The following is a 22,412-nucleotide window of genomic DNA, read 5'->3' on the forward strand; positions in this document are numbered from 1 at the left end:
TGATGGCATTAGCCCGAGAAGCACTGCTTTGTCTGGTCACCAGTCCAATATCAGCCGGCTCTCGAAGCAGCGTGTCTGTCCCGACAAGGGATCCTCGAAGCGCAATCCCTTGGCCAACAGCTTCAACGGCCGACTGTAGTCATCCGGCTCGTTGCGCAGCGTCGGGTAGAACGGATCGTTGCAGATGCTGGCCCCCAGCGCGGTCATGTGGACGCGAAGCTGGTGGGTCTTGCCTGTGATTGGCGAAAGGCCGTAGCGCCACAGCTCCCCGTTCACCTCCAATACTTGCGCCAGGGTTTCGCTGTTGCTCTGCCCTGGGACCTCCTGCATCCGGAAGAAGGGTTCGCCGTGCGCGAGTCGACTACGGTGCACCAGGGGAAACGCCTGCCCGGGCAATGCCGGCGCGATGGCCTGATAGCGCTTGTCGATCCGTCGTTCGGGAAACAGCCGCTGGTAGGCGGTGCGGCTTTGTGGATTGGCAGAAAACAGCACCAACCCGGCCGTGTGCCGGTCGATACGGTGCAACGGCACCAGATGAGGATTGTCCAGACGACGGATCAGCCTGCGCAGCAACGTCTGCTCGACATATTCACCGGTGGGTGTGACAGGCAGGAAGTGCGGCTTGTCGGCGACCACCAGGTGTTCATCCTGGTACAGGATGGTTTCATGTACCGGGATCGGCGTCTCGTTCGGCACTTCGCGAAAGTAATGCAGGCGCATGCCACGGCGGTAAGGCAGGTCGGCCGCGATCGCGCTACCCGCCGCATCGAGTACGCGTCCACGGGCAAAACGGTCGAGCCATTGCTCACGGCCGATGGCCTTGAAATGGTCGCATAGACAGTCGAGCACGGTCGACCAGTCGCCCGGAGGCAGGCAGACGGTACTGGCTTGATGGTGAGCCGGATCGAAAGGCGCGGTCATGGCGGAACTCAGGTATCGGGGCCAGGCATTATCCTTCATGCCTACACCGTCAGCCAGTCTCGCCGGCCATCTCGCTGGACTCCTTGAGCCAGCGCAGCACCTGGACCGCTTCCCAGCGAGTGGGATCGTACAGAGCGTAGTGCAGACCCTCGTAGCCCACCACATCCAGGGGACGATGGTAGCCCGCCCGCTGGAAGAGCGCTTCGATCTCGGCGAAGCACGTGTTGAAATGGACCCTGCCGAACGGCGTCCTGCGTTCGGTGACCAGCCCATCCAGACGCAGATCGAGCACGGCTTCACTCACCAGATCGGGGGACATGCGATTGACGCTGTACTTCAACTGCTCGACATTGACCATCACACTTCCTACCGCCACAACTGTATATTCATACAGCATACGAGTAAGCCGGGTAATCCGTCAAATAGCCTGCCAATCGATACGATGCCAGGAGGAGTCTTCGCCCTGGCAGGCAGTGCCCGATTCGCTCACTGCAGAAAGGCAACCACTTGCTCCGCCTCGAAAGGCCAATCCATTTCCGCGCCGGTATCACATCGTCGCAACACTGGGATCACCAGGCCATAGCGCTCGAACAGGACATCGTCTTCGGCAATATCGACCAGTTCCACCAACAGGCCGTGCTGGACGAAGGGCATGAGGACGGCCTCCGCCATTTCACAGAGATGACACCCCAAGGTGCCGAACAATTGGCATTCGGGAAGCATGAACGGTTACCGTCTCACGAGGGATGGAATGATTATTCTAGGCCGGGTACGGGCAGCCTGCACTTGCCGCGTGCCGGTGGGAGCAGTTCGGCGTCGCGTTATCTTTCACCCTCCCCCCGGATGGCCAACTCAGTCCTGGCTGGTAGCGCCAATCCGATGAATCGACAGGTCGGCGCCGTGGAACTCTTCTTCCTGACTCAAACGCAGACCGTGCAGCAGCTTGATCACACCATACACGGCAAAGCCACCGAGCAGCGCCACCACGATGCCCATCAGGCTCCCGAGCAACTGGCTGGTCAGGCTCACTCCGCCCAGCCCGCCCAACGCGGTCTGTCCGAAGATCCCACAGGCCACGCCACCCCACACACCACAGACGCCGTGTAGTGGCCATACACCAAGAACATCGTCGATCTTCCAGCGGTTCTGCGCGGCGGTGAAGCACCAGACGAACAGAACGCCTGCTATTACACCCGTCACCAATGCGCCCACCGGGTGCATGATATCGGAGCCCGCGCAGATGGCCACCAACCCGGCCAGCGGCCCATTGTGCAGGAAACCTGGATCGTTGCGTCCCGCCAGCAAGGCAGCCAGAGTGCCGCCGACCATGGCCATCAGAGAGTTGATCGCCACCAGTCCACTGACGCCTTGCAGGGTCTGGGCGCTCATCACGTTGAAGCCGAACCAGCCGATGATGAGGATCCATGAGCCCAGCGCCAGGAAAGGGATGCTCGACGGCGCGAATGCAACCAGCCGCCCTTCGCGATAGCGACCACGCCGTGCGCCCAGCAGCAGTACCGCTGCCAACGCCAGCCATCCACCCATGGCATGCACCACCACGGATCCTGCGAAATCATGGAAGCCGGCGCCCAGGTGCCTGCTCAACCAGTCCTGGATGCCGAACTTGCCGTTCCACACCACCCCTTCGAAGAACGGATAGACGAATGCCACGATCAACGCCGTGGCGCACATCTGCGGCACGAACCGGGCCCGCTCCGCGATACCGCCGGAGATGATCGCCGGGATCGCCGCGGCGAACGTCAGCAGGAAGAAACATTTGACCAGTGCATAACCATGGTCCGTCGCCAGTGTACTGGCGGGCTCGAAGAAACTGACATCGTAGGCGACCCAGTAGCCGACGAAGAAGTACGCCACCGCCGAGATGGCGAAGTCGCTGAGGATCTTCGACAGGGCGTTGACCTGGTTCTTGTGTCGCACGGTGCCTACTTCGAGGAAGGCGAACCCCGCGTGCATGGCCAGGACCAGGATCGCGCCCAGAAGGATGAACAAGGTATTGGAGCCGTGGACAAGAGAGTCCATCGCACTGTGCGCGTTTTCCATGGAGAGAATGACCTGCGGAGAAAGCACCAGGAAGGTTCAAATGTGCGCGCCGCGCACCGATTCGGTGCTCTAGGCGTGCCCTGTTTTGGCAACACGAGCATACGCCTGGGCGCGTTTTATCTTGAATCGAACCTGGATGGGTTAAGGTTTATCGGTATCTGCAAGGACGCTGCACGTATTCGGCGCGGCGCACCACGGATACGCTCCGCGATAAAGCAAAGGCTGTACCAGCACCGGGCACTGAACCTTCCAGGACTTCCACGACTCGAAATAGCCACATCTACTTACAGGGAGAGACCCATGGTCAACACATCGGCAAAGACTGCTCAAGAAATCCTCCTGGCTGACTTCCAGACGCTGGTGCGCGATACCGAGAAACTGCTGGCGGACACCGCCAACCTGGCCGGCGATCAGGCGGACGAACTGCGCGGACAGATCAACGAGAGCCTGTTGCGGGCTCGCGACTCCCTGCAGCAGACCCAGGAGACGATGCGCGTGCGCGGTGAGGCAGCGCTGGGCAACGCCGAGGAATATGTACGAGAGAACCCATGGCAGGCTGTCGGTATCGCCGCAGGCGTGGGCCTGGTCGTTGGCCTGCTGGCTGGTCGCCGTTGAGGAATGGTCATGGAAAATGATGCCATCGGCACGAGCGCCAGAGCTGGGAAGCGCCTCGGCGCGGCGATGCTCGGGCTGCTTCATGGCCATATCGAACTGTTCGGCATCGAACTGCAGGAGCAGAAAGGACGGACACTGCGTCTGTTGCTGTTTGCCGGCATGGCTTTGGTTTTCGCGCTGCTCCTGCTGACCGCACTTTCGGGGCTGTTGCTGGTGCTGCTATGGGATAGCTATCGCTTGGCGGGCATCATCGGCCTATGTGTCTTCTACGGCCTTGCCACCATTTTCTGCGGTGTGCGCCTGAAGGCAGCGGTGTTCGATGAATCCTCCCCGTTCAGCTCCACACTCGAAGAACTCGCCAAAGACCGGGAGCGCCTGTTGCCATGAGCCTGCCTGAGCTACCCAATACCCGTAACCCACGCGAGCTGCGCAAGGCATTGCTGCGCCTGCGCCTGGAAATGCACCGCCAGGAACTGCGCCAGGAATCGGCGCAACTGCTCGAGCCGCTCGTGCGCCTGCGCACCATGGGCAGCTCGCTGCACGGCGGCATGGGCATCAAGCATGCTCCACTGTGGGGCATCGGCGCCGTGGTCGCCCTCGGTTTCCTGACCGGCAAGGGCGTGCGGGGCGGCAATCTTCCCGCCATGCTGCGCCTGGGCAAGACGGTTGCGCCCTTGGTGCGCCTGTTCCTCGCCAACCGTCGGCACTGAGCGAGACCGCGTCGTGCTTGCGCAGACAGGCACGACGCGGGAAGCTTGAGGTCTACCCACCCGACGGGAGTCACGCCTTGGACTGGAACACCCTGCTTACCCGTGAACGCTTGGGCAAGGCCCTGTACAGCCCCGAAGAGCTGGGACGCAGCCCGTTCCACAAGGACCACGACCGAATCATCTTCTCCGGCGCGTTCCGCCGCCTGGGCCGCAAGACCCAGGTCCATCCGGTCACCAGCAACGATCATATCCACACCCGCCTGACCCACTCGCTGGAAGTCAGTTGCGTGGGCCGCTCCCTGGGCATGAGGGTCGGCGAGACGCTGCGTGATGCCCTCCCCGGCTGGTGCGAGCCCAGCGACCTGGGCATGATCGTGCAATCGGCCTGCCTGGCTCATGACATCGGCAACCCGCCGTTCGGTCACTCCGGCGAGGATGCTATCCGTTACTGGTTCCAGCAGGCCGCGGGACGGGGCTGGCTGGAAGGCATGAGCGAAGACGAAGGTGCCGATTTCCTGAATTTCGAAGGCAACGCCCAAGGGTTTCGCGTCCTGACCCAACTCGAATACCACCAGTTCGATGGTGGTACACGATTGACGTATGCCACTTTGGGCACCTATCTCAAGTACCCCTGGAGCGCTCGCCATGCCGACGCCCTCGGTTACAAGAAACACAAGTTCGGCTGCTACCAGAGCGAACTGCCATTGCTCGAGCAGATTGCCCGCAAGCTCGGCCTGCCCCAGCTCGAAGAGCAACGCTGGGCCCGTCATCCGCTGGTCTATCTGATGGAGGCGGCGGACGACATCTGCTATGGCTTGATCGACCTGGAGGATGGGCTTGAGATGGATCTGCTGCAGTACGCCGAAGTCGAAAACCTGCTGCTCGACCTGGTCGGCGATGACGTGCCCGAGACCTACCGTCAGCTGGGCGCCGAGGATTCGCGGCGGCGCAAGCTGGCCATCCTGCGCGGCAAGGCTATCGAACACCTGACCAATGCCGCGGCGCAGGCATTCGTCGAGCAACAGGATGCGCTGCTGGCCGGGCAGCTGAGCGGTGACCTGGTAGAGCACATGCACGGTCCGGCCAAGCGTTGCGTGCTGCAGGCCAAGGACATGGCGCGCAACAAGATCTTCCAGGACAAGCGCAAGACGTTGCATGAGATCGGTGCCTACACCACCCTGGAGATCCTGCTCACCGCCTTCTGTGGCGCCGCCCTGGAGCAGCATGGCGGACGCGTGCCATCGTTCAAGAGCCGACGCATCCTCGATCTGCTGGGGAACAGCGCACCCGATCCGAACGGCTCGCTGTACAGCGCCTTCCTGCGCATGATCGATTTCATCGCGGGCATGACCGACAGCTACGCAAGCGAGATGGCCCATGAAATGACCGGGCGCTCGAACCCTCGTTGACGTTCGTCGTGGACGGAGCGCCGTTTGGCCCCGTCCACTTATCGGTGCGCCCAGGCCCGATGCCCAGCGATTTCACGTAACTCATACAGATTTGAAAGAAACTTCCTACATATACATTTCTGCATTAAACATTCTCCTCGGCATATGTAAAAAATCCCGCAACATCTCGTCAGTAGATATGCCTGACAGTTGCATCTGTGGTATGGCGGACTTTTTTCTGTAGGTGTTTTCCTATATGTCAGCTATCGCTCTGACTTTCGTGTCCGGCGACTTTCAACTGAGCTAAGGTGCCGTCTGCCCCTGACACCTGCATGGAATGTTGAATATGCCTTCTGTATTTATCGTCGACGACCATCCTGTCATACGACTGGCCGTCCGCATGTTGCTGGAAAACCAGAATTACTCGATCATCGGGGAGACGGACAACGGCGTCGACGCCATGCAAATGATCCGCGAGTGCCGCCCCGATCTCGTCATCCTCGACATCAGCATTCCCAAGCTCGATGGCCTGGAAGTGCTTTCGCGCTTCCAGGCCATGGCGCTGCCCATGAAGGTCCTGGTTCTTACCGCGCAGGCGCCGGCCCTGTTCGCCATCCGCTGCATGCACTCGGGCGCCGCGGGCTATGTCTGCAAGCAGGAGGATCTGAGCGAGCTGCTCAGCGCGATCAAGGCGGTGCTTTCGGGATACAACTACTTTCCCAGCCAGGCCATCAACCACAGCCCCGAAAACGGCCCCAACCAGGACAAGGAGCTGTTCCGTCTGGTCAATGACCGCGAACTAATGGTGCTGCAACTTTTTGCCCAAGGCCGCAGCAACAAGGAAATCGCCACGGGCATGTTTCTCAGCAATAAGACGGTGAGCACTTACAAGAAACGCCTGATGCAGAAGTTACGTGTAGGGTCGTTGGTCGAACTGATCGACATGGCCAAACGCAACGAGCTGGTTTAAGGCACTTGAAGTCTCATTACATCATTCTGTACCTGACGCTGCTGCTAATCGGTGTCAACGCATACGCCCAGCACACGGACAGTGACGTCGAGCACTTTGCGCTGCTCAATCGCGCCGACGCAGAGCAGGCCAGGCTGTCGTTGACGGCACCGCAACAACGCTGGCTCGATAACCGCAAGCAGCTGCTGCTTGGCGTCTCGGCGCCCGACTATCCTCCATTCGACATCACTTCGGGCGGGCGCGACTACCAAGGCCTGACCGCCGACTACGCCGGGCTGATCGGCGCGGCTCTGGGGCTGCCGGTCAAGGTCCTGCGGTTTCCCACACGCCAGGCCGCGGTCGCGGCACTGCGGCGTGGCGAGATCGACCTGCTCGGCAGTGCGAACGGCTTCGAGGCCGCGATCGACGGGCTCGCGCTGTCGAGACCCTATGCCATCGACCAGCCGGTGCTGGTGACTCGCGAAGATGAAACCCGCTCTCTGGACAAAGGGCTCGAGGGCATGCGCCTGAGCACGCTCTATCATTATCTGCCGCCGGAGGAGGTACGGGCCAACTACCCAAAGGCCACGCTACTGACCTTCCCGTCCTATACCAACGCGCTCAATGCCGTGGCGTTCGAGCAAGCGGACGTGTTCATCGGCGATACCATCTCGACCTACTACCACATGAATCAAGGTCACCTGCCCAATCTCAAGATGGCCAACTTCGGCAAGCACGAGCGCGTGGGCTTCAGCTTCGCCACGCGCCAGGAAGACCGAATGCTGCTGGAGCTGGTCGATGCCACGCTCGACAGCCTGTCCAGTGTCGCTCGCAAAGACATTTTCAAACGCTGGAGCGCAGGCAGCGACAAGCTGCTGACCGACCGCAAGCTGCAACTGTCACCCCGCGAGGAGCGCTGGTTGCTCGACCATCCCATCCTTCGCGTAGTGGTCAACGAAACCGCTGCGCCCATGACGTTCTTCGATAACGACGGCAATTTCCGTGGCATCGCCGCCGACCTTCTGGAGCTGATCCGCCTGCGCACCGGCTTGCGCTACGAGGTACAGCGGGCCCGAGGCGTGCACGAAATGATCAACCGAATCAGGAACGACAAGGCCGACCTGATCGCCTCCATTGCCTCGACCGAGCGGCATGCCGAGCAACTCAGCATCAGCCGTCCTTATCTGGAGAACTCCTATGTACTGGTCTCACGCACAGGCGCCGATCAGCCCACAAGTCTCGAGGAGCTGAGTGGACACCGGGTCGCCATGACCCGCGACAATATCCTGGGCCAGATGCTGTCGACGCAACACCCGCAGATCCAGCAGGTGGTAACCGAAAGTACCTTCCATGCCATGGCGCTGCTGACCAGCGGCCAGGTCGATGCCACCATCACTACCCTCATCGACGCCAATTTCGCTATCGCTTCGCATGGCGGGCTGGCGATCCGCACTACGGTAGGCGACGAACCGGCAGCCTTCTCCCTGGCCAGCGCGCGGCAAGCCGAACCATTGGCGTCGATCATAGACAAGGCCTTGCTGAGCATCTCGCCGCAAGATCTGGGCGTGATCAATAGCCGCTGGCGAGGCTACAGCGCTCACGATGACGCCTACTGGCAGACCTATCAGCGCCTGATCCTGCAAGTAGTGATCGGCACAGGCCTGCTGCTGCTGTTGTGCGTGGGCTGGAATGCCAGGCTGCGCCGCCAGATCAAGCATCGTCATGCGGCCGAGCGAGCGCTCAACGACCAACTGGCATTCATGCGTGCCCTGCTCAATGGCACGCCGCACCCGATGTATGTCCGCGACCGGGAAGGTTGCATGCAAAGTTGCAACGACGCCTATCTGGAGGCTGTCCAGGCTTCCAGCGAGGCAGTCATCGGCAGGCGCCTTGAGGACAGTACCCTCAGCGACTGCGACTACACCCGGCAGATCCAGGCCGACTACCTCAAGGTCATGACCCAAGGCACTCCCCTGATCATCGATCGGCCCCTGCGTCTGAAGGATCGCGAGTTGACCATCTATCACTGGATCCTGCCTTATCGAAACTCGCTCGGGGAAATGCAAGGCATCATCGGTGGCTGGATCGATATCAGCGAACGCCGCAAGCTGGTCCAGGACCTACGCCTGGCCAAGCAACAGGCCGATGACGCCAACCGCGCCAAGAGCACCTTCCTCGCCACTATCAGCCACGAGATCCGCACACCCATGAACGCCGTGATCGGGATGCTCGAACTGTCGCTCAAACATGCGGAGCAGGGTCGTATCGACCGCTCCGTCATCGAGGTCGCCCATCAGTCCGCCAAGGACCTGCAAGGGCTGATCGGCGATATTCTCGATATTGTCCGAATCGAATCCGGCCACATCGCCTTGTGCCCTGAACCGATCGCCCTGGCCGATCTGGTCCGGTCAGTGGGTCGAGTCTTCGAGGGACTCGCGCGGCAGAAGAGCTTGGCCCTGGAGATCGTCATCAGCCCTGCCGCGCATTGCCATGCCCTGCTCGATCCGCTGCGTTTCAAGCAGGTACTGTCCAATCTGCTCAGCAATGCCATCAAGTTCACCGAGCATGGCCAGGTCGGCATCCATATGGACCTGCGCGACCTGGATGACTCGGCGCGTCCGACCCTGGTACTGGAGGTACGCGACAGTGGCATCGGTATTCGCCAAAGCGATCTGCAACGCCTGTTCAGTCCCTTCGTCCAGGCCGATCCCACCAGCACCGCGGCGCAGGCCGGCACAGGCCTGGGCCTGGTGATCAGCCGCGCTCTGTGTCAGATGATGGGAGGAGTCCTGACCCTCGAAAGCCTCCATGGCGTCGGCACGCGAGTCAGCCTGCGGATGCCGCTGCACATCGTCGACGCCCCGCCATCTTCCCTATCGGAAACGCCGCGAATCCCCTATCCGGATTCCCGCCTCAGGGTACTGGTGATCGATGACCATCCAGCCAACCTGCTGCTGATGGGCCAGCAACTGGGTTACCTCGGTGTCGAGCACGACAGCGCTCGCGACGGTCAGGAAGGGCTGCAGAAATGGCGTGAAGGCGCGTTCGATGTCTTGATAGTCGATTGCAACATGCCCTTGCTCGATGGCTATCAACTGACCGAGCGCGTGCGGATGGAAGAGCGCCAGCGCGGGCTGTCACACTGTGTCGTGCTGGGCTATACCGCCAATGCCCTGCCCGAGGTCCGCCAGCGCTGCCGGGATGCCGGCATGGACGACTGCCTGCTCAAGCCCGTCGACCTGCAGACCCTGGGGCGGCGGTTGGCCGCCCTGCCCTGCCCGGAGCGGCTGAAACCGCAACTGCACGCCCCCTTCGACCTCAAAGGCCTGGCCGCAATCGTCGGCGACAGCCGCGAGGACCGCAAGCGCCTTCTGGAAACGTTGCATACCAGCCTGCGGCACGACCTGGAACAATTGATGGCGATAGACCCAGACACCGAGCCCAGCCGTCTTGGCGAGCAGGCACACAAGATCCTCAGCGCGGCACGGGTGCTGGAGGCCAGGGTGTTGATTCGGGCATGTGAAACATTGGAGGGGGGTGCTTCGACTTTACCTGCGGCGATGCTCAGACTGCGGCGCCAGGAACTGGCACGACACATGCGCCGCGTGGAAAACGCTTTGCAACGAGAGCTTGCCTGTCGATCAAGGCATGACCGGCAGGCAAGTTGAGCGGCACGCGCAGGCATGCCGCCCTCCTGATCAGGAAGCCGAATTGATCGGCTTTTCCGGGTACCAGGCATCCAGCAGCGGGCTGACTTCGACCTTGGTCAGTTCGCTACGGCCCTTGAGCCAAGCTTCGACGGTCGCGCGCTGTTCTTCGCTGACCGAGCCGCGGTCGGCCAGGCAGACCAGACCGAAGTCATCACCGCCAACATAGTCCAGGCCATTGGCGTCCATGGCCTCGGTCAGGAAAGCGTCGAGGAAGGCGTCGATGGCTTCCTCGGAAAGATCTTCCTTGAAATCCAGGTTCAGTTCGAAACCCAGTTCCTGGAATTCATCCACGCAGAGTTTCTTGCGCAGACGGCGGGAACGGTTGGTAGCCATGAAACAATCCTCATAAGTAGTAACGCGCGGCACTTTACCAGTTTCCCTGGACGATTGCCGGTTCATGAAGGGCAAATACCGCGCTTTTCCGTCGAACGTGACGCATGGGCGATACGCTTGGGGCATAATGCGCACTATATTTCTTCAGGGGGCCTTCATCCTTTACAGCCCCGTTTCCTCCCCTCGCCGCAGGGTTTCAGCGCATATGATCAAATTGTTCCGCCCCTTTCTTGTTGCCGGCCTGCTCCTGCCTTTGGCACTGCCCGGCCAGGCCGCAACCGTCAACACCACTCTGTCTCCCAAGGTGCAACAGGCCCTCAAGACCAACAAGCTGCAGGATTCGGCGCTGTCGCTGGTCATGCTGCCGCTCGATGGCCCAGGCAACGCCACGGTGTTCAACGCCGACATTTCGGTCAATCCGGCCTCGACCATGAAGCTTGTCACCACCTATGCCGCGCTCGAACTGCTGGGCCCGACCTTCCAGTGGAAGACCGAATTTTTCACCGACGGTGCCCTTACCAACGGCGTGCTCAATGGCAACCTCTACCTCAAGGGTGGCGGCGACCCCAAGCTGAACATGGAAAAGCTCTGGCTGCTGATGCGCGATTTGCGCGCCAATGGCGTGCGCACCATCACCGGCGATTTGGTATTGGACCGCAGCCACTTCGTGCAGCCCAATCTGCCGCAATTCAACGATGACGGAGGCGATGTCAACAAGCCATTCTTGGTCAAGCCCGACTCTCTGCTGGTCAATCTCAAGGCCCTGCGCTTCGTGGCTCGCAACGATGGCGGCAAGGTCACGGTCTCGGTCGAGCCGCCCATTGCCAGCATCCGCATCGACAACCAGGTCAAGGCCGTGGCCGGCAAGCAGTGCAAGGGCGATGTCCGCTACAACCCGGTCGCCCAGCCGGACGGCGTCAGCGTCGTGGTCAGCGGCCAGCTCGCCGACGGCTGCAATTCGCAGACCTACCTGTCGCTGCTGGATCACTCGACCTACGCCGCGGGCGCGGTACGGGCGATCTGGAACGAATTGGGCGGCAGCATCCAGGGACGTGACCGTATCGAGAACGTGCCCAAGAGTGCCCGCCTGCTGGCGCGAGCCTTTTCGCCAGACCTGGTGGAAGTCATCCGTGACATCAACAAGTACAGCAACAACACCATGGCCCAACAACTGTTCCTCAGCCTCGGGGCGCAGTTCCGCACCGACGCCGATGGCGACGACGCCCGCGCCGCCCAACGCGTGGTGCGCCAGTGGCTGGCCAGGAAGGGCATCACCGCACCGCACCTGGTCATGGAAAACGGCTCTGGCCTTTCGCGCGCGGAGCGGGTGAGCACCCGCGAGATGGCCGCCCTGCTGCAAGCAGCCTGGCAGAGCCCTTATTCGGCCGAATTCATCAGCTCCATGCCACTGGTAGGCATGGACGGCACCATGCGCAAGCGGCTCAAGCGCACCGCGCTGACGGGTGAAGGCCATATCAAGACCGGCACTCTCAATACGGTGCGCGCCATTGCGGGCTATACCCGCGACAGCAACGGCAAGACCTGGGCGGTGGCGGCAATTCTCAACGATCCGAAACCTTGGGGTGCGTCCGCCATTCTCGACCAGGTCCTGCTGGACCTGTACCGCCAGCCCAAGCTGGACAACAGTTCTACCGCTTCGGTGCGCTAAGCGTCGACAACCGCTCACACGGGGCAATTCCCCATGTGAGTCGGTCACCTGCCCTCCGCGCTCAAGGCGCTACTGAAACAGGTAGCGCCGATCGTTCTTGGCTCAACGCACCTGCAAGCGCCAGGCACGATGGATCTTGGTGTTGCGCGCAAAGTCCGGGTCGACGGTCTGCGCGCTGATTTCCTCTACCGCGTAGCGTTCGCTCAAGTGCTCGTCGAGTTCGAACTTGCGGAAGTTGTTGGAGAAATACAGCACGCCCCCAGGCGCCAGGCGAGCCATGGCCAGGTCCAGCAACTGCACATGGTCGCGCTGAATGTCGAACACGCCTTCCATGCGCTTGGAGTTCGAGAAGGTCGGCGGGTCGATGAAGATCAGGTCATAGCTTTCGCTACAAGCCTGCAGCCAGGCCATGACATCGCCCTGTTCCAGACGGTTCTTGTCCGAGAAACCGTTGAGCGAGAGGTTGCGGCGCGCCCAGTCCAGGTAGGTTTTCGACAGGTCGACACTGGTGGTCGATCGGGCACCGCCCTTGGCCGCATGCACACTGGCAGTGCCGGTATAGCAGAACAGGTTGAGGAAGCGCTTGCCAGCTGCCTCGCGCTGGATGCGCAGGCGCATCGGGCGATGGTCGAGGAACAGGCCGGTATCGAGATAGTCGGTCAGGTTGACCAGCAGCTTCACGCCGCCTTCGGTGACTTCCAGGAAGCGGCCCTGGGTAGCCTGGCGTTCGTATTGACGCACGCCGCTCTGGCGTTCACGACGCTTGAGGACCACGTGCCCCTGATCGACACCCAGCACCTGCGGGATCGCCGCGAGCGCGTCGAGCAGGCGCCCCTGGGCCTTTTCCGGATCGATCGAGCGCGGCGCGGCGTACTCCTGCACATGCACCCAATCCTGATAGAGGTCGACCGCCAAGGCGTACTCGGGCATATCAGCATCATAGAGGCGGTAGCAGCTGACCTGCTCGCGGCGAGCCCATTTACCCAGTTGCTTGAGATTCTTCTGCAAGCGGTTGGCGAACATCTGCGCGCCTTCGCTCAGACGTGCCGGCTCGCTGGCCACGGCGACTGGACGAGGGGAGTCAACGTCCTCACGGTCGGGTTGGCGGCGCTCGCCAGTCACGAACTGGTCGGGCTGCACCTTGATCAACAGCAACTTGCATGGCAAGGCCCCGTTCCAGAAGGCATATTGCTTGTGGCTGCGGATACCCATGCGCTTGCCCAGCTCCGGCGCTCCGGTGAACACGGCAGCCTCCCAGTTCAGGCAAGCCTGGCGCAGGCGCTCGCCCAGGTTCTGGTAGAGGTACAGCAGACTGGCCTCATCGCCCAGACGCTCGCCATAGGGTGGGTTGCAGATCACCAGGCCTTTCTGGTTCTGGTCCGGACGCGGCTCGAACGTGCCGACCTCGCCCTGATAGATCTTCACCCAATCGGCAAGGCCTGCGCGCTCGACGTTGTTGCGACCTGGCTGGATGAGGCGCGGGTCGGCCTCGTAACCACGGATCCACAGGGGCGGCCTGGCCAAGCCTGCCTGCGCGCGGGCGACAGCTTCATCGTGAACCTTGCGCCACAGCGCCGGGACGTGACCCTGCCAGGCAGTGAAGCCCCAGCGCTCGCGCTTGAGGTTGGGGGCCATGTCGGCGGCGATCATTGCCGCCTCGACCAGGAAGGTACCCACACCGCACATAGGGTCGGCCAGAGCCCCGCCCTCGGCGGCGATACGCGGCCAGCCCGCACGGATCAGGATGGCTGCCGCCAGGTTTTCCTTGAGTGGCGCGGCCCCCTGCTGAAGACGATAACCGCGCTGGTGCAGGCTGTGCCCGGACAAGTCAAGGGAGAGGATCGCCTCGCCACGGTCAAGACGCAGATGCACGCGCAGGTCAGGGTTGAGCTTGTCCACCGACGGGCGCAGACCTTCGCGATTGCGCAGCTTGTCGACGATGCCGTCCTTGACCTTCAACGCGCCGAAGTGCGTGTTGTCGATACCCGAACCGTGACCACTGAACTCGACGGCCAGGCTGCCATCGGCGGCAAGGTGATCCTGCCAGTCGACATCATTGACGCCATCGTACAGATCGTCGGCGTTCTTCATGTTGAAGCGCTTGAGCACCAGCAGTACACGATTGGCCAGGCGCGACCACAGACACAGCCGGTAGGCGGTTTCCATGTCGGCCAGGCCGCGAATGGCCGAAGTGTGCTCACGCACTTCGGCCAGGCCCAGGCCGCGCGCCTCATCGGCGAGCAGGCCTTCCAGGCCTTTGGGGCAGGTGAGATAGAGTTCGTATTGATCCGACATGAGAAATCCAGCGCCTAGAGGCGATATGGCAGGGCGACGCATCGACCTGCTGCTGTTTACCGCGCGCCTTCCAACAGACGCACGGGTAGTGACCTTGTCAGACAGGGCCACCGGGGCCACCCGATTGATCGGCCATTGCCATGGGCAAACAGCTTTGATCATCGCGTAGAACGGAAATTTCCAACGAAAAAGGCATTATTAAGACCCTTCGTCGTATTGATTGCTAGACCCGAGCTCAATGTGCCGATACCGGCCAGATGACCTCAACGTCGTCTAAAACCCTGATCCCAGTGGTAAATCCCGGTGATCTAGGTGCGACTCATTTACTTACTTATCCTTTCATCCTATGAAAGGTTACGTCCTTATGACAAATCGATCATTCACACTGTGACTCGCATTCGTTAGAACTGGAGTCAGGTTGTCACCGCAACGGCGACAACATCTCTGCTCGCCACGCCGGCAGCGAGCGCAAACCGGCAGAAAGATTCTGCCCGGCCTCAGAGAGGCCGACGGGACATTACAGTCAACAAGTGAGGGCAACACCCTATGAGAAGACTTAAGCGTGATCCGTTGGAAAGAGCCTATTCACGTGGCTATCAGTACGGGGTTTCCGGCAAATCCCGCGAGCTTTGCCCCTTCAGCCTGCCGTCGGTACGGCAGGCCTGGATTAACGGGTGGCGCGAAGGACGCGGTGACAACTGGGACGGCATGACCGGCACCGCTGGCATCCATAGACTCAACGAAAATCACGCCGTTGGCTGAAAGAGGGTATGACGTTTCGCTCACATTGAATTCTGATCACCATGCACGCCCTATCCGGGCGGCGGGCTAACGCCCAGGGCCCCTGCAGGGGCCCTTTTTTATCCCTGTCATTCAGGTACGCGGCATGGCAGCGATGGCATCCACCGCTTCACGCACAAGAGCCGGCCCCTTGTAGATGAAGCCCGAGTAGATCTGTACCAGACTGGCGCCTGCAGCAATCTTCTCGGCCGCGTGCCGTCCCTCGGTAATCCCCCCGGCGGCGATGATGGGCAACTTGCCACCCAACGCCTGCGCCAGCATCTTCACGGTATGGGTGCTCTTCGCAAGCACCGGCGCGCCTGACAGACCACCCGCTTCGCCACCGCAAGGCAGCCCTTCGACGCCTTCACGGCTCAAGGTCGTATTGGTCGCGATCACTGCATCCATTCCTGTTTCCAGCAGTGCGGCGGCCACCAGAGCGGTTTCCTCGTCGGACATGTCCGGGGCAATCTTGATCGCCAGCGGCACCCGCTTGCCATATTGAAGGGCCAGTTGTTCACGGCGCGCGCCAAGGGCTTCGAGCAACTGCTTTAACGAATCACCGAACTGCAAGGACCGCAGGCCCGGTGTGTTGGGCGAGCTGACATTGACGGTAACGTAGCTGGCATGGTCATAGACCTTTTCGAGGCAGATCAGGTAATCATCCACCGCGCGCTCGACCGGCGTGTCGAAGTTCTTGCCAATGTTGATCCCCAGGACGCCGTCGTACCGCGCCGCGCGCACGCGGCTCAGCAGATGGTCGACGCCCAGGTTGTTGAAGCCCATGCGGTTGATGATCGCAGTGGCTTCCGGCAGACGGAACAGACGCGGCTTCGGATTGCCTGGCTGCGGGCGTGGGGTCACCGTGCCGATCTCGACGAAGCCGAAACCCAGCTGGGCGAACCCGTCGATGGCGGAACCGTTCTTGTCCAGGCCGGCTGCCAGGCCGACCGGATTGGCGAAGCTCAACCCCATGACGGTCACCGGCAATGCCGCCGGCTGCTTGCACAGCCGCCCATTGAGCCCTAAGCGGCCTCCGGCACCGATAAGGTCCAGTGACAGGTCATGGGAGGTTTCCGGTGAAAGCTTGAACAGCAGCTGGCGGGCCAGGTTATACATGGGCGGGCAAGACTCGGCGTGAGTGAGGGAGCGATTATAGCCAGGGCGTCGCCCGGACGACAGGGCCTTGGCATATGGGTTGCTTCATCGAGTGCCACTGCCTATCAGTACAGGCGAGGACCTCGTGAATACAACATCTCCCGCAATGCCTCTGGCCTGGGTCAACGGCAGCGACGCTCCGGAAAAACCCAGCCTAAACATCGGCTTCATGGCCCTGACCGACTGCGCGCCGATCGTGGTAGCCGCGACCCAAGGCTTTGCTCAACCTTATGGCCTCACACTCAACCTCAAGCGCCAGTCTTCCTGGGCAGGGCTACGCGACAAGCTGGTCAGCGGTGAGCTGGATGCCGCGCACAGTCTCTACGGCCTGATCTACGCCGTGCATTTGGGCATCGGTGGTGTTCCACCTGGTGCCATGGCCGTGCTCATGGGCCTGAATCAGAATGCACAGGCGATCAACCTGTCCAGCGCGCTGATGCACAAAGGCGTGACCAGTCCCGAAGCACTGTCGCGGCTGGTGCACCAGCATGGCGCACGATTGACCTTCGCTCAGACCTTTCCCACAGGCACTCATGCCATGTGGCTGTATTACTGGCTTGCCAGCCAGGGCATCCATCCACTACACGATGTCGACAGCGTGGTAGTGCCCCCCGCGCAGATGATCACCCACCTGCAGGCGGGCCGCATCGACGGCTTCTGCGTCGGCGAACCGTGGTCGGCCGACGCCGTGGCCCAGGGCCAAGGGTTTACCCTGGCCACCAGCCAATCGATCTGGCCGGATCACCCGGAAAAGGTACTGGGCTGCGCACGCGCGTTCGTCGAACAGTACCCCAACAGCGCACGCGCGCTGGTGATGGCCATTCTTGCCGCCAGCCGGTTCATCGAGCAGAGCCAGGAGAACCGACGCAGCACCGCTCAACTGCTCAGTGACGCGGCCTACCTCGATACCCCCGTAAGCAGCATCGAACCGCGCCTGCTGGGCGACTACCAGGATGGCTTGGGCAATCGCTGGCACGATCCGCATGCGCTGCGAATGTTCGACGAGGGGCGTGCCAACATGCCCTACCTGTCCGATGGCATGTGGTTCATGACTCAGTTCCGCCGCTGGGGCCTGTTGCGCGATGATCCGGATTACCTTGAGGTTGCCCGCCAGGTCCAGCAACTGACCCTGTACCGCGAGGCTGCAGGTGCATTAGGCCTGTCCTGCCCGCAGTTGCCCATGCGCAGCAGCCTGCTCATCGACGGCATCCGCTGGGATGGCAGCGATCCGCACGGTTATGCGCGCAGCTTCCGCCTGCACGCTCTGGGCGACTACCCCACCGCCCGCGTTGGCGCTTGAGGGAGCATGAACATGCGCATCCTGTTGATAGACGATACAGAAAAGAAAATGGGCCGACTCAAGGCCGCGCTGATCGAGGCAGGCTTCGAAGTGATCGAAGCCGCGGGCCTGACCATCGATCTGCCTGATTGCGTCGAAACGGTGCGTCCGGATGTGGTACTGATCGATACCGAGTCACCGGGACGCGATGTGATGGAACAGGTGATCATGGTCAGTCGCGACCAGCCCCGCCCCATCGTGCTGTTCACCGACGAGCACGACCCGGACGTCATGCGTCGAGCGATCCAGTCCGGTGTCAGCGCCTATATCGTCGAAGGGATCCAGGCTTCGCGTCTGCAGCCGATCCTCGATGTCGCCATGGCTCGTTTCGAGAGCGATCAGGCGCTCAAGGCCCAACTGCTGGCCCGTGACCTGCAATTGGCCGAGCGCAAGCGCATCGAACAGGCCAAGGGCTTGTTGATGAAGATGAAGGATTGCAACGAAGAACAGGCCTACACGCTGATGCGCCGACAGGCCATGAGCAAGCAACAGAAACTCATCCAGGTGGCCGACCAAGTCATCGCCATGCATGAGCTGCTTGGCTGACTTACATCTGGCCCGGCTCTTGCTATTCATTCCTCACAGGTAGCCAACGGCGGTTGCCGATCTCACGACAAAGACGTCGCTCACCCTTCCAGATCCAGTGGAACGGGTAGCGGCGTCTTTTTCGTTCCAGCCCTGTGCAGACAGGGCGTGACTTGCACGCTGAGCGAGGCCTTCGATGAATACGAGCTTCTGGAAATCCGGGCATGTGCCCACGCTGTTCGCCGCGTTCCTGTATTTCGATTTGAGCTTCATGGTCTGGTACCTGCTCGGTCCCCTGGCAGTGCAGATCGCCACCGACCTGCAATTGACCACGCAGCAGCGCGGCCTGATGGTCGCCACCCCTATTCTTGCCGGGGCCGTGCTGCGCTTCGTCATGGGCGTGCTGGTGGACCGCTTGTCGCCCAAGACCGCAGGGCTCATCGGCCAGGTGATCGTGATCGTTGCCTTGTACTGCGCCTGGCACATGGGCGTGCACAGCTATGAACAGGCGCTGTTGCTCGGGGTATTCCTGGGCGTGGCCGGCGCCTCGTTCGCCGTCTCGCTGCCCTTGGCGTCGCAGTGGTATCCGCCGCAACATCAGGGCAAAGCCATGGGTATCGCCGGTGCCGGCAATTCGGGCACGGTGTTCGCCGCCTTGCTGGCGCCGCTGCTGGCGGCGAGCTTCGGCTGGAACAACGTCTTCGGATTTGCCGTGATCCCACTGGTGCTGACCCTGATCCTGTTCGCCCTGCTCGCCCGCAACGCGCCGGAACGTCCCAAGCCCAAGGCCATGGCGGACTACCTCAAGGCCCTTGGTGATCGTGACAGCTGGTGGTTCATGTTCTTCTACAGCGTGACCTTCGGTGGGTTCATCGGCCTGGCCAGCGCCCTGCCTGGCTATTTCAATGACCAGTACGGACTCAGCCCGATCACGGCGGGCTACTACACGGCTGCCTGTGTCTTCGCCGGCAGTCTCATGCGCCCGCTGGGCGGTGCCTTGGCCGATCGCTTCGGCGGCATTCGCACCTTGTTGGCCATGTACAGCGTGGCCGCCATCTGCGTCGCGGCGGTTGGCTTCAACCTGCCAAGCGCTACCGCTGCCCTGGCCTTGTTCATCAGTGCCATGCTCGGCCTCGGCGCTGGCAACGGCGCGGTGTTTCAGCTGGTGCCACAACGCTTCCGCCAGGAGATCGGGGTCATGACCGGACTGATCGGCATGGCGGGCGGTATCGGTGGTTTCCTGCTGGCGGCGGGCTTGGGCACCATCAAGCAGCATACCGGTGATTACCAACTGGCCCTGTGGCTGTTCGCCAGCCTGGGATTGCTTGCCTGGTTCGGTCTGCATGGGGTCAAGCAGCGCTGGCGCACCACGTGGGGCTCGGCCGCGGTCACGGCGGCACGGGTCTGAGGCACACCCATGAGCCTGCAACTGAGCGTTGCCCACGCCAGCGCCACCGGACCGCGCGCGGAAAACCAGGATGCCCTGCGCCTGGTCACTCCGGCACCGGAGCTGGCCGCCAGCAAGGGGTACCTGTTCGCTATCGCCGACGGCGTCAGCCAATGCGCCGACGGTGGCCTGGCCGCACGGGCCAGCCTGCAGGCCCTGGCCCTGGACTACTATGCGACGCCAGGCACCTGGAGCGTCGCGCAAGCGCTGGATCGGCTGCTGCTGGCGCAGAATCGCTGGCTACGCGCCCAAGGCAACGGTCAACCGCTACTGACCACGCTCAGCGCGCTGGTGATGCGCGGACGTCGCTTCACCCTGGCCCATGTCGGCGATTGCCGGGTCTATCGCTGGAGCAACGGCACGCTGCGCTGCCTGAGCCAGGAGCACGTCTGGGACCAGCCTGACATGCAGCATGTGCTCAAGCGCGCACTGGGGTTGGACGAACACCTGCTGGTCGACTACCTCGACGGCGAACTGCAGACTGGTGACTGTTTCCTGCTTGTCAGCGACGGGGTATGGGCAAGTTTGAACGACAGGCAGATCCAGGCCGTGCTGCGCGAACAGACCGACCTGCAGGGCGCTGCCGAAACCTTGGTCAGCAGCGCACACTTCAGCGGGAGCCAGGACAACGCCAGCGCCTTGCTGGTACGGGTCGATCAGCTTGGCCCGGTCAACCTTAGCGATACCCTGGCACGGCTGCAGCACTGGCCGCTACCCCCTGCCCTGCGTGGCGGTCAGGCCTTGGATGGCTGGCAGGTCGACTCGCTGCTTGCGCAAAGCCGCCAGTCCCTGCTTTATCGGGTCCGCGACAGCCAGCAGCAACCCTGGCTGCTGAAGACCCTTCCGGGATCCCGTGAGCAGGAAGCCGGCACGCTTCAGGCACTGCTCATGGAAGAGTGGTTCCTGCGCCGGGTCGCGGGGCGTCATTTCCCCGAGGTACATCCGGCCACCCAACGTCAGCACCTGTACTACGTGATGCGCGAGTACCCTGGCCAGAGTCTGGCGGCGTTGTTCGCAAGCCGCGGCCCGCTGCCTTTGCAGCAGTGGCAGGAACTGGCGCGCCAGCTCTTGCAGGCAGTGGGAATACTGCACCGGCGCAACCTGGTGCATCGCGATATCAAGCCGGAGAACCTGCACCTGGGCGAGGACGGGCAACTGCGGCTGCTCGATTTCGGCCTGGCGTATTGCCCCGGCCTTTGCGAGGACCGTCCTCACGAGCTGCCAGGCACACCCTCATTCATCGCGCCGGAGGGCTTCGAGGGAGTCGCGCCGAACCCGCGTCAGGATCTCTATGCCGTAGGCGTTACCTTGTACTACCTGCTGACCGGTCACTACCCCTATGGCGAGGTGGAAGCTTTCCAACGTCCACGCTTCGGCGCCCCGGTCAATGCAGGCCGCTATCGTCCCGACCTTCCGGAGTGGCTGCAGCACAACCTGGAACAGGCTGTTGCCGTGAAGCCGCAGCAGCGTTTCGAGACAGCCGAACAATGGCTGTTGTTACTGGAACAGGGCGATTGCCAGGCACCCGCGCGGCGCGCGCGCCCATTGCTGGAACGCGAACCGCTGAAAGTGTGGCGCGGGCTGGCGCTGTTGTCCCTATCGATCAACCTGATAATGCTGTTCGTCCTGTTCAAGGGCTGACCGGTGCGATTTGCCTGAGGAGATATCATGAACGCGAAAGTCTGGCTGGTGGGCGCAGGCCCAGGAGATCCCGAACTGCTTACCCTCAAGGCGCTGCGAGCCTTGCGCGAGGCCCAGGTGGTACTGATCGATGACCTGGTCAATCCAGCGATACTGGAACACTGCCCGCAAGCTCGTATCATTCCCGTGGGCAAGCGCGGTGGCTGCCGTTCCACCCCACAGGCTTTCATCCAGCGCCTGATGCTGCGTCACGCCCGGCAAGGTCGCTGCGTGGCAAGGCTCAAGGGCGGCGATCCGTGCATCTTCGGTCGCGGCGGCGAAGAAGCACTGTGGTTGCAGGAGCAAGGCGTCGAAGTCGAGATCGTCAACGGCATCACGGCGGGGCTTGCCGGCGCCACGCAATGCGGTATCCCCTTGACCCTGCGCGGTATCAGCCGCGGCGTCACCCTCGTGACGGCCCATACCCAAGACGATAGCGAGCTGAACTGGGGTGGTCTGGTAGAGGGTGGTACTACCTTGGTGCTGTACATGGGGGTTGCGCGCCTGGATACCATCCGCCGCGGCTTGCTCGAAGCGGGCATGCCATCCGGCACACCGGTGGCAATGATCGAAAATGCATCGCTGCCGCAGCAACGTGAGTGCCGCAGCCAACTGCAACGCATGGAGGAAGACGCCAGAGCTTTCGGTTTGCGCAGTCCGGCAATTCTGGTGATCGGTGACGTGGTAGGCGCGGCGACGCCGGCATCGCTTGAATTACGGATGTTGGCAGGATGAAAACCGAAATGGGCGCCTTATGCCAAGGCCAACGATAGCCTGATCCGCGCCAGCCGCTGGTGCCTGCCATTAGCATGTACGACCGTCATCCAACGCT

At 61.9% G+C, this 22,412-nt stretch carries 20 protein-coding genes; 13 read left to right on the top strand and 7 right to left on the bottom strand.

Annotation, left to right across the window (positions count from 1 at the left end; all coding sequences use genetic code 11):
• Positions 1-36 precede the first annotated feature (36 nt).
• The 4 genes from G7009_RS10055 to G7009_RS10070 form a co-directional block, all read right to left on the bottom strand.
• Positions 37-921, bottom strand: a complete 885-nt coding sequence (locus tag G7009_RS10055) for a pseudouridine synthase (protein WP_181129941.1) — start codon at positions 919-921, stop codon at positions 37-39.
• 49 nt (positions 922-970) lie between these two features.
• The gene (locus G7009_RS10060; protein WP_181129844.1) at positions 971-1,279 is read right to left on the bottom strand and encodes a transcriptional regulator; all 309 of its coding nucleotides are present in this window, start codon (positions 1,277-1,279) and stop codon (positions 971-973) included.
• Positions 1,280-1,407: 128 nt separating this feature from the next.
• The gene (locus G7009_RS10065; RefSeq protein ID WP_181129845.1) at positions 1,408-1,644 is read right to left on the bottom strand and encodes a glutaredoxin family protein; all 237 of its coding nucleotides are present in this window, start codon (positions 1,642-1,644) and stop codon (positions 1,408-1,410) included.
• 129 nt (positions 1,645-1,773) lie between these two features.
• Positions 1,774-2,982, bottom strand: a complete 1,209-nt coding sequence (locus G7009_RS10070; protein ID WP_181129846.1) for an ammonium transporter — start codon at positions 2,980-2,982, stop codon at positions 1,774-1,776.
• A gap of 300 nt (positions 2,983-3,282) precedes the next feature.
• Between G7009_RS10070 and G7009_RS10075 the strand changes: the two genes are divergently transcribed.
• The 6 genes from G7009_RS10075 to G7009_RS10100 all read left to right on the top strand — a co-directional run bounded on the left by G7009_RS10075 (position 3,283) and on the right by G7009_RS10100 (position 10,312).
• Complete coding sequence (locus tag G7009_RS10075; RefSeq protein ID WP_181129847.1) at positions 3,283-3,597, top strand: DUF883 family protein; 315 nt, start codon at positions 3,283-3,285, stop codon at positions 3,595-3,597.
• 9 nt (positions 3,598-3,606) lie between these two features.
• Positions 3,607-3,984 carry a phage holin family protein gene (locus G7009_RS10080; protein ID WP_181129848.1) on the top strand — a complete coding sequence of 126 codons (378 nt, stop codon included), beginning with the start codon at positions 3,607-3,609 and terminating at the stop codon, positions 3,982-3,984.
• Positions 3,981-4,307, top strand: coding sequence for a hypothetical protein (locus G7009_RS10085; RefSeq protein WP_181129849.1), 327 nt, complete (start codon positions 3,981-3,983; stop codon positions 4,305-4,307). Before G7009_RS10080 ends, G7009_RS10085 begins: the two co-directional genes overlap by 4 nt.
• Before the next feature lie 77 nt (positions 4,308-4,384).
• The gene (locus G7009_RS10090; protein WP_181129850.1) at positions 4,385-5,716 is read left to right on the top strand and encodes a deoxyguanosinetriphosphate triphosphohydrolase; all 1,332 of its coding nucleotides are present in this window, start codon (positions 4,385-4,387) and stop codon (positions 5,714-5,716) included.
• Positions 5,717-6,041: 325 nt separating this feature from the next.
• A complete protein-coding gene (locus G7009_RS10095; RefSeq protein ID WP_181129851.1) occupies positions 6,042-6,665 on the top strand; it encodes a response regulator transcription factor in 624 nt (207 codons plus the stop codon).
• Between the two features lie 5 nt (positions 6,666-6,670).
• A complete protein-coding gene (locus tag G7009_RS10100; protein ID WP_375139545.1) occupies positions 6,671-10,312 on the top strand; it encodes a transporter substrate-binding domain-containing protein in 3,642 nt (1,213 codons plus the stop codon).
• Between the two features lie 30 nt (positions 10,313-10,342).
• Here the strand turns inward: G7009_RS10100 and G7009_RS10105 are convergent, their stop codons facing one another.
• A complete protein-coding gene (locus G7009_RS10105) occupies positions 10,343-10,687 on the bottom strand; it encodes a YggL family protein (protein WP_181129852.1) in 345 nt (114 codons plus the stop codon).
• 205 nt (positions 10,688-10,892) lie between these two features.
• Between G7009_RS10105 and dacB the strand changes: the two genes are divergently transcribed.
• Positions 10,893-12,356, top strand: coding sequence for a D-alanyl-D-alanine carboxypeptidase/D-alanyl-D-alanine endopeptidase (dacB, locus tag G7009_RS10110; protein WP_181129853.1), 1,464 nt, complete (start codon positions 10,893-10,895; stop codon positions 12,354-12,356).
• A gap of 102 nt (positions 12,357-12,458) precedes the next feature.
• On the opposite strand, the gene rlmKL is transcribed toward dacB, so the two are convergent.
• Positions 12,459-14,651: a bifunctional 23S rRNA (guanine(2069)-N(7))-methyltransferase RlmK/23S rRNA (guanine(2445)-N(2))-methyltransferase RlmL gene (rlmKL, locus tag G7009_RS10115; RefSeq protein WP_181129854.1), complete on the bottom strand. Its 2,193-nt coding sequence runs from the start codon at positions 14,649-14,651 to the stop codon at positions 12,459-12,461.
• Between the two features lie 546 nt (positions 14,652-15,197).
• On the opposite strand from rlmKL, the gene rmf reads away from it, so the two are divergent.
• Positions 15,198-15,413, top strand: a complete 216-nt coding sequence (rmf, locus tag G7009_RS10120) for a ribosome modulation factor (RefSeq protein ID WP_181129855.1) — start codon at positions 15,198-15,200, stop codon at positions 15,411-15,413.
• A gap of 111 nt (positions 15,414-15,524) precedes the next feature.
• Here the strand turns inward: rmf and G7009_RS10125 are convergent, their stop codons facing one another.
• Positions 15,525-16,550 carry a quinone-dependent dihydroorotate dehydrogenase gene (locus G7009_RS10125; protein ID WP_181129856.1) on the bottom strand — a complete coding sequence of 342 codons (1,026 nt, stop codon included), beginning with the start codon at positions 16,548-16,550 and terminating at the stop codon, positions 15,525-15,527.
• A 124-nt stretch (positions 16,551-16,674) separates the two neighbouring features.
• Here G7009_RS10125 and G7009_RS10130 point away from each other — a divergent pair, with 124 nt between their 5' ends.
• The 5 genes from G7009_RS10130 to cobA all read left to right on the top strand — a co-directional run bounded on the left by G7009_RS10130 (position 16,675) and on the right by cobA (position 22,315).
• Entirely contained in the window at positions 16,675-17,889 is a 1,215-nt protein-coding gene (locus tag G7009_RS10130) for a CmpA/NrtA family ABC transporter substrate-binding protein (protein WP_181129857.1), read from the top strand.
• A gap of 12 nt (positions 17,890-17,901) precedes the next feature.
• Positions 17,902-18,474 (top strand): ANTAR domain-containing response regulator, encoded by a 573-nt coding sequence (locus G7009_RS10135; RefSeq protein WP_181129858.1) that lies wholly within the window; start codon positions 17,902-17,904, stop codon positions 18,472-18,474.
• 175 nt (positions 18,475-18,649) lie between these two features.
• Positions 18,650-19,861, top strand: a complete 1,212-nt coding sequence (locus G7009_RS10140) for a nitrate/nitrite transporter (protein ID WP_181129859.1) — start codon at positions 18,650-18,652, stop codon at positions 19,859-19,861.
• A 9-nt stretch (positions 19,862-19,870) separates the two neighbouring features.
• Entirely contained in the window at positions 19,871-21,541 is a 1,671-nt protein-coding gene (locus G7009_RS10145; protein WP_181129860.1) for a bifunctional protein-serine/threonine kinase/phosphatase, read from the top strand.
• 27 nt (positions 21,542-21,568) lie between these two features.
• On the top strand, positions 21,569-22,315 hold the full coding sequence (gene cobA, locus G7009_RS10150; protein ID WP_181129861.1) for a uroporphyrinogen-III C-methyltransferase: 747 nt from the start codon (positions 21,569-21,571) through the stop codon (positions 22,313-22,315).
• The last annotated feature ends 97 nt before the right edge of the window (positions 22,316-22,412 follow it).

This window comes from Pseudomonas capeferrum, assembly GCF_013523055.1.
Lineage (GTDB): Bacteria > Pseudomonadota > Gammaproteobacteria > Pseudomonadales > Pseudomonadaceae > Aquipseudomonas > Aquipseudomonas capeferrum_A.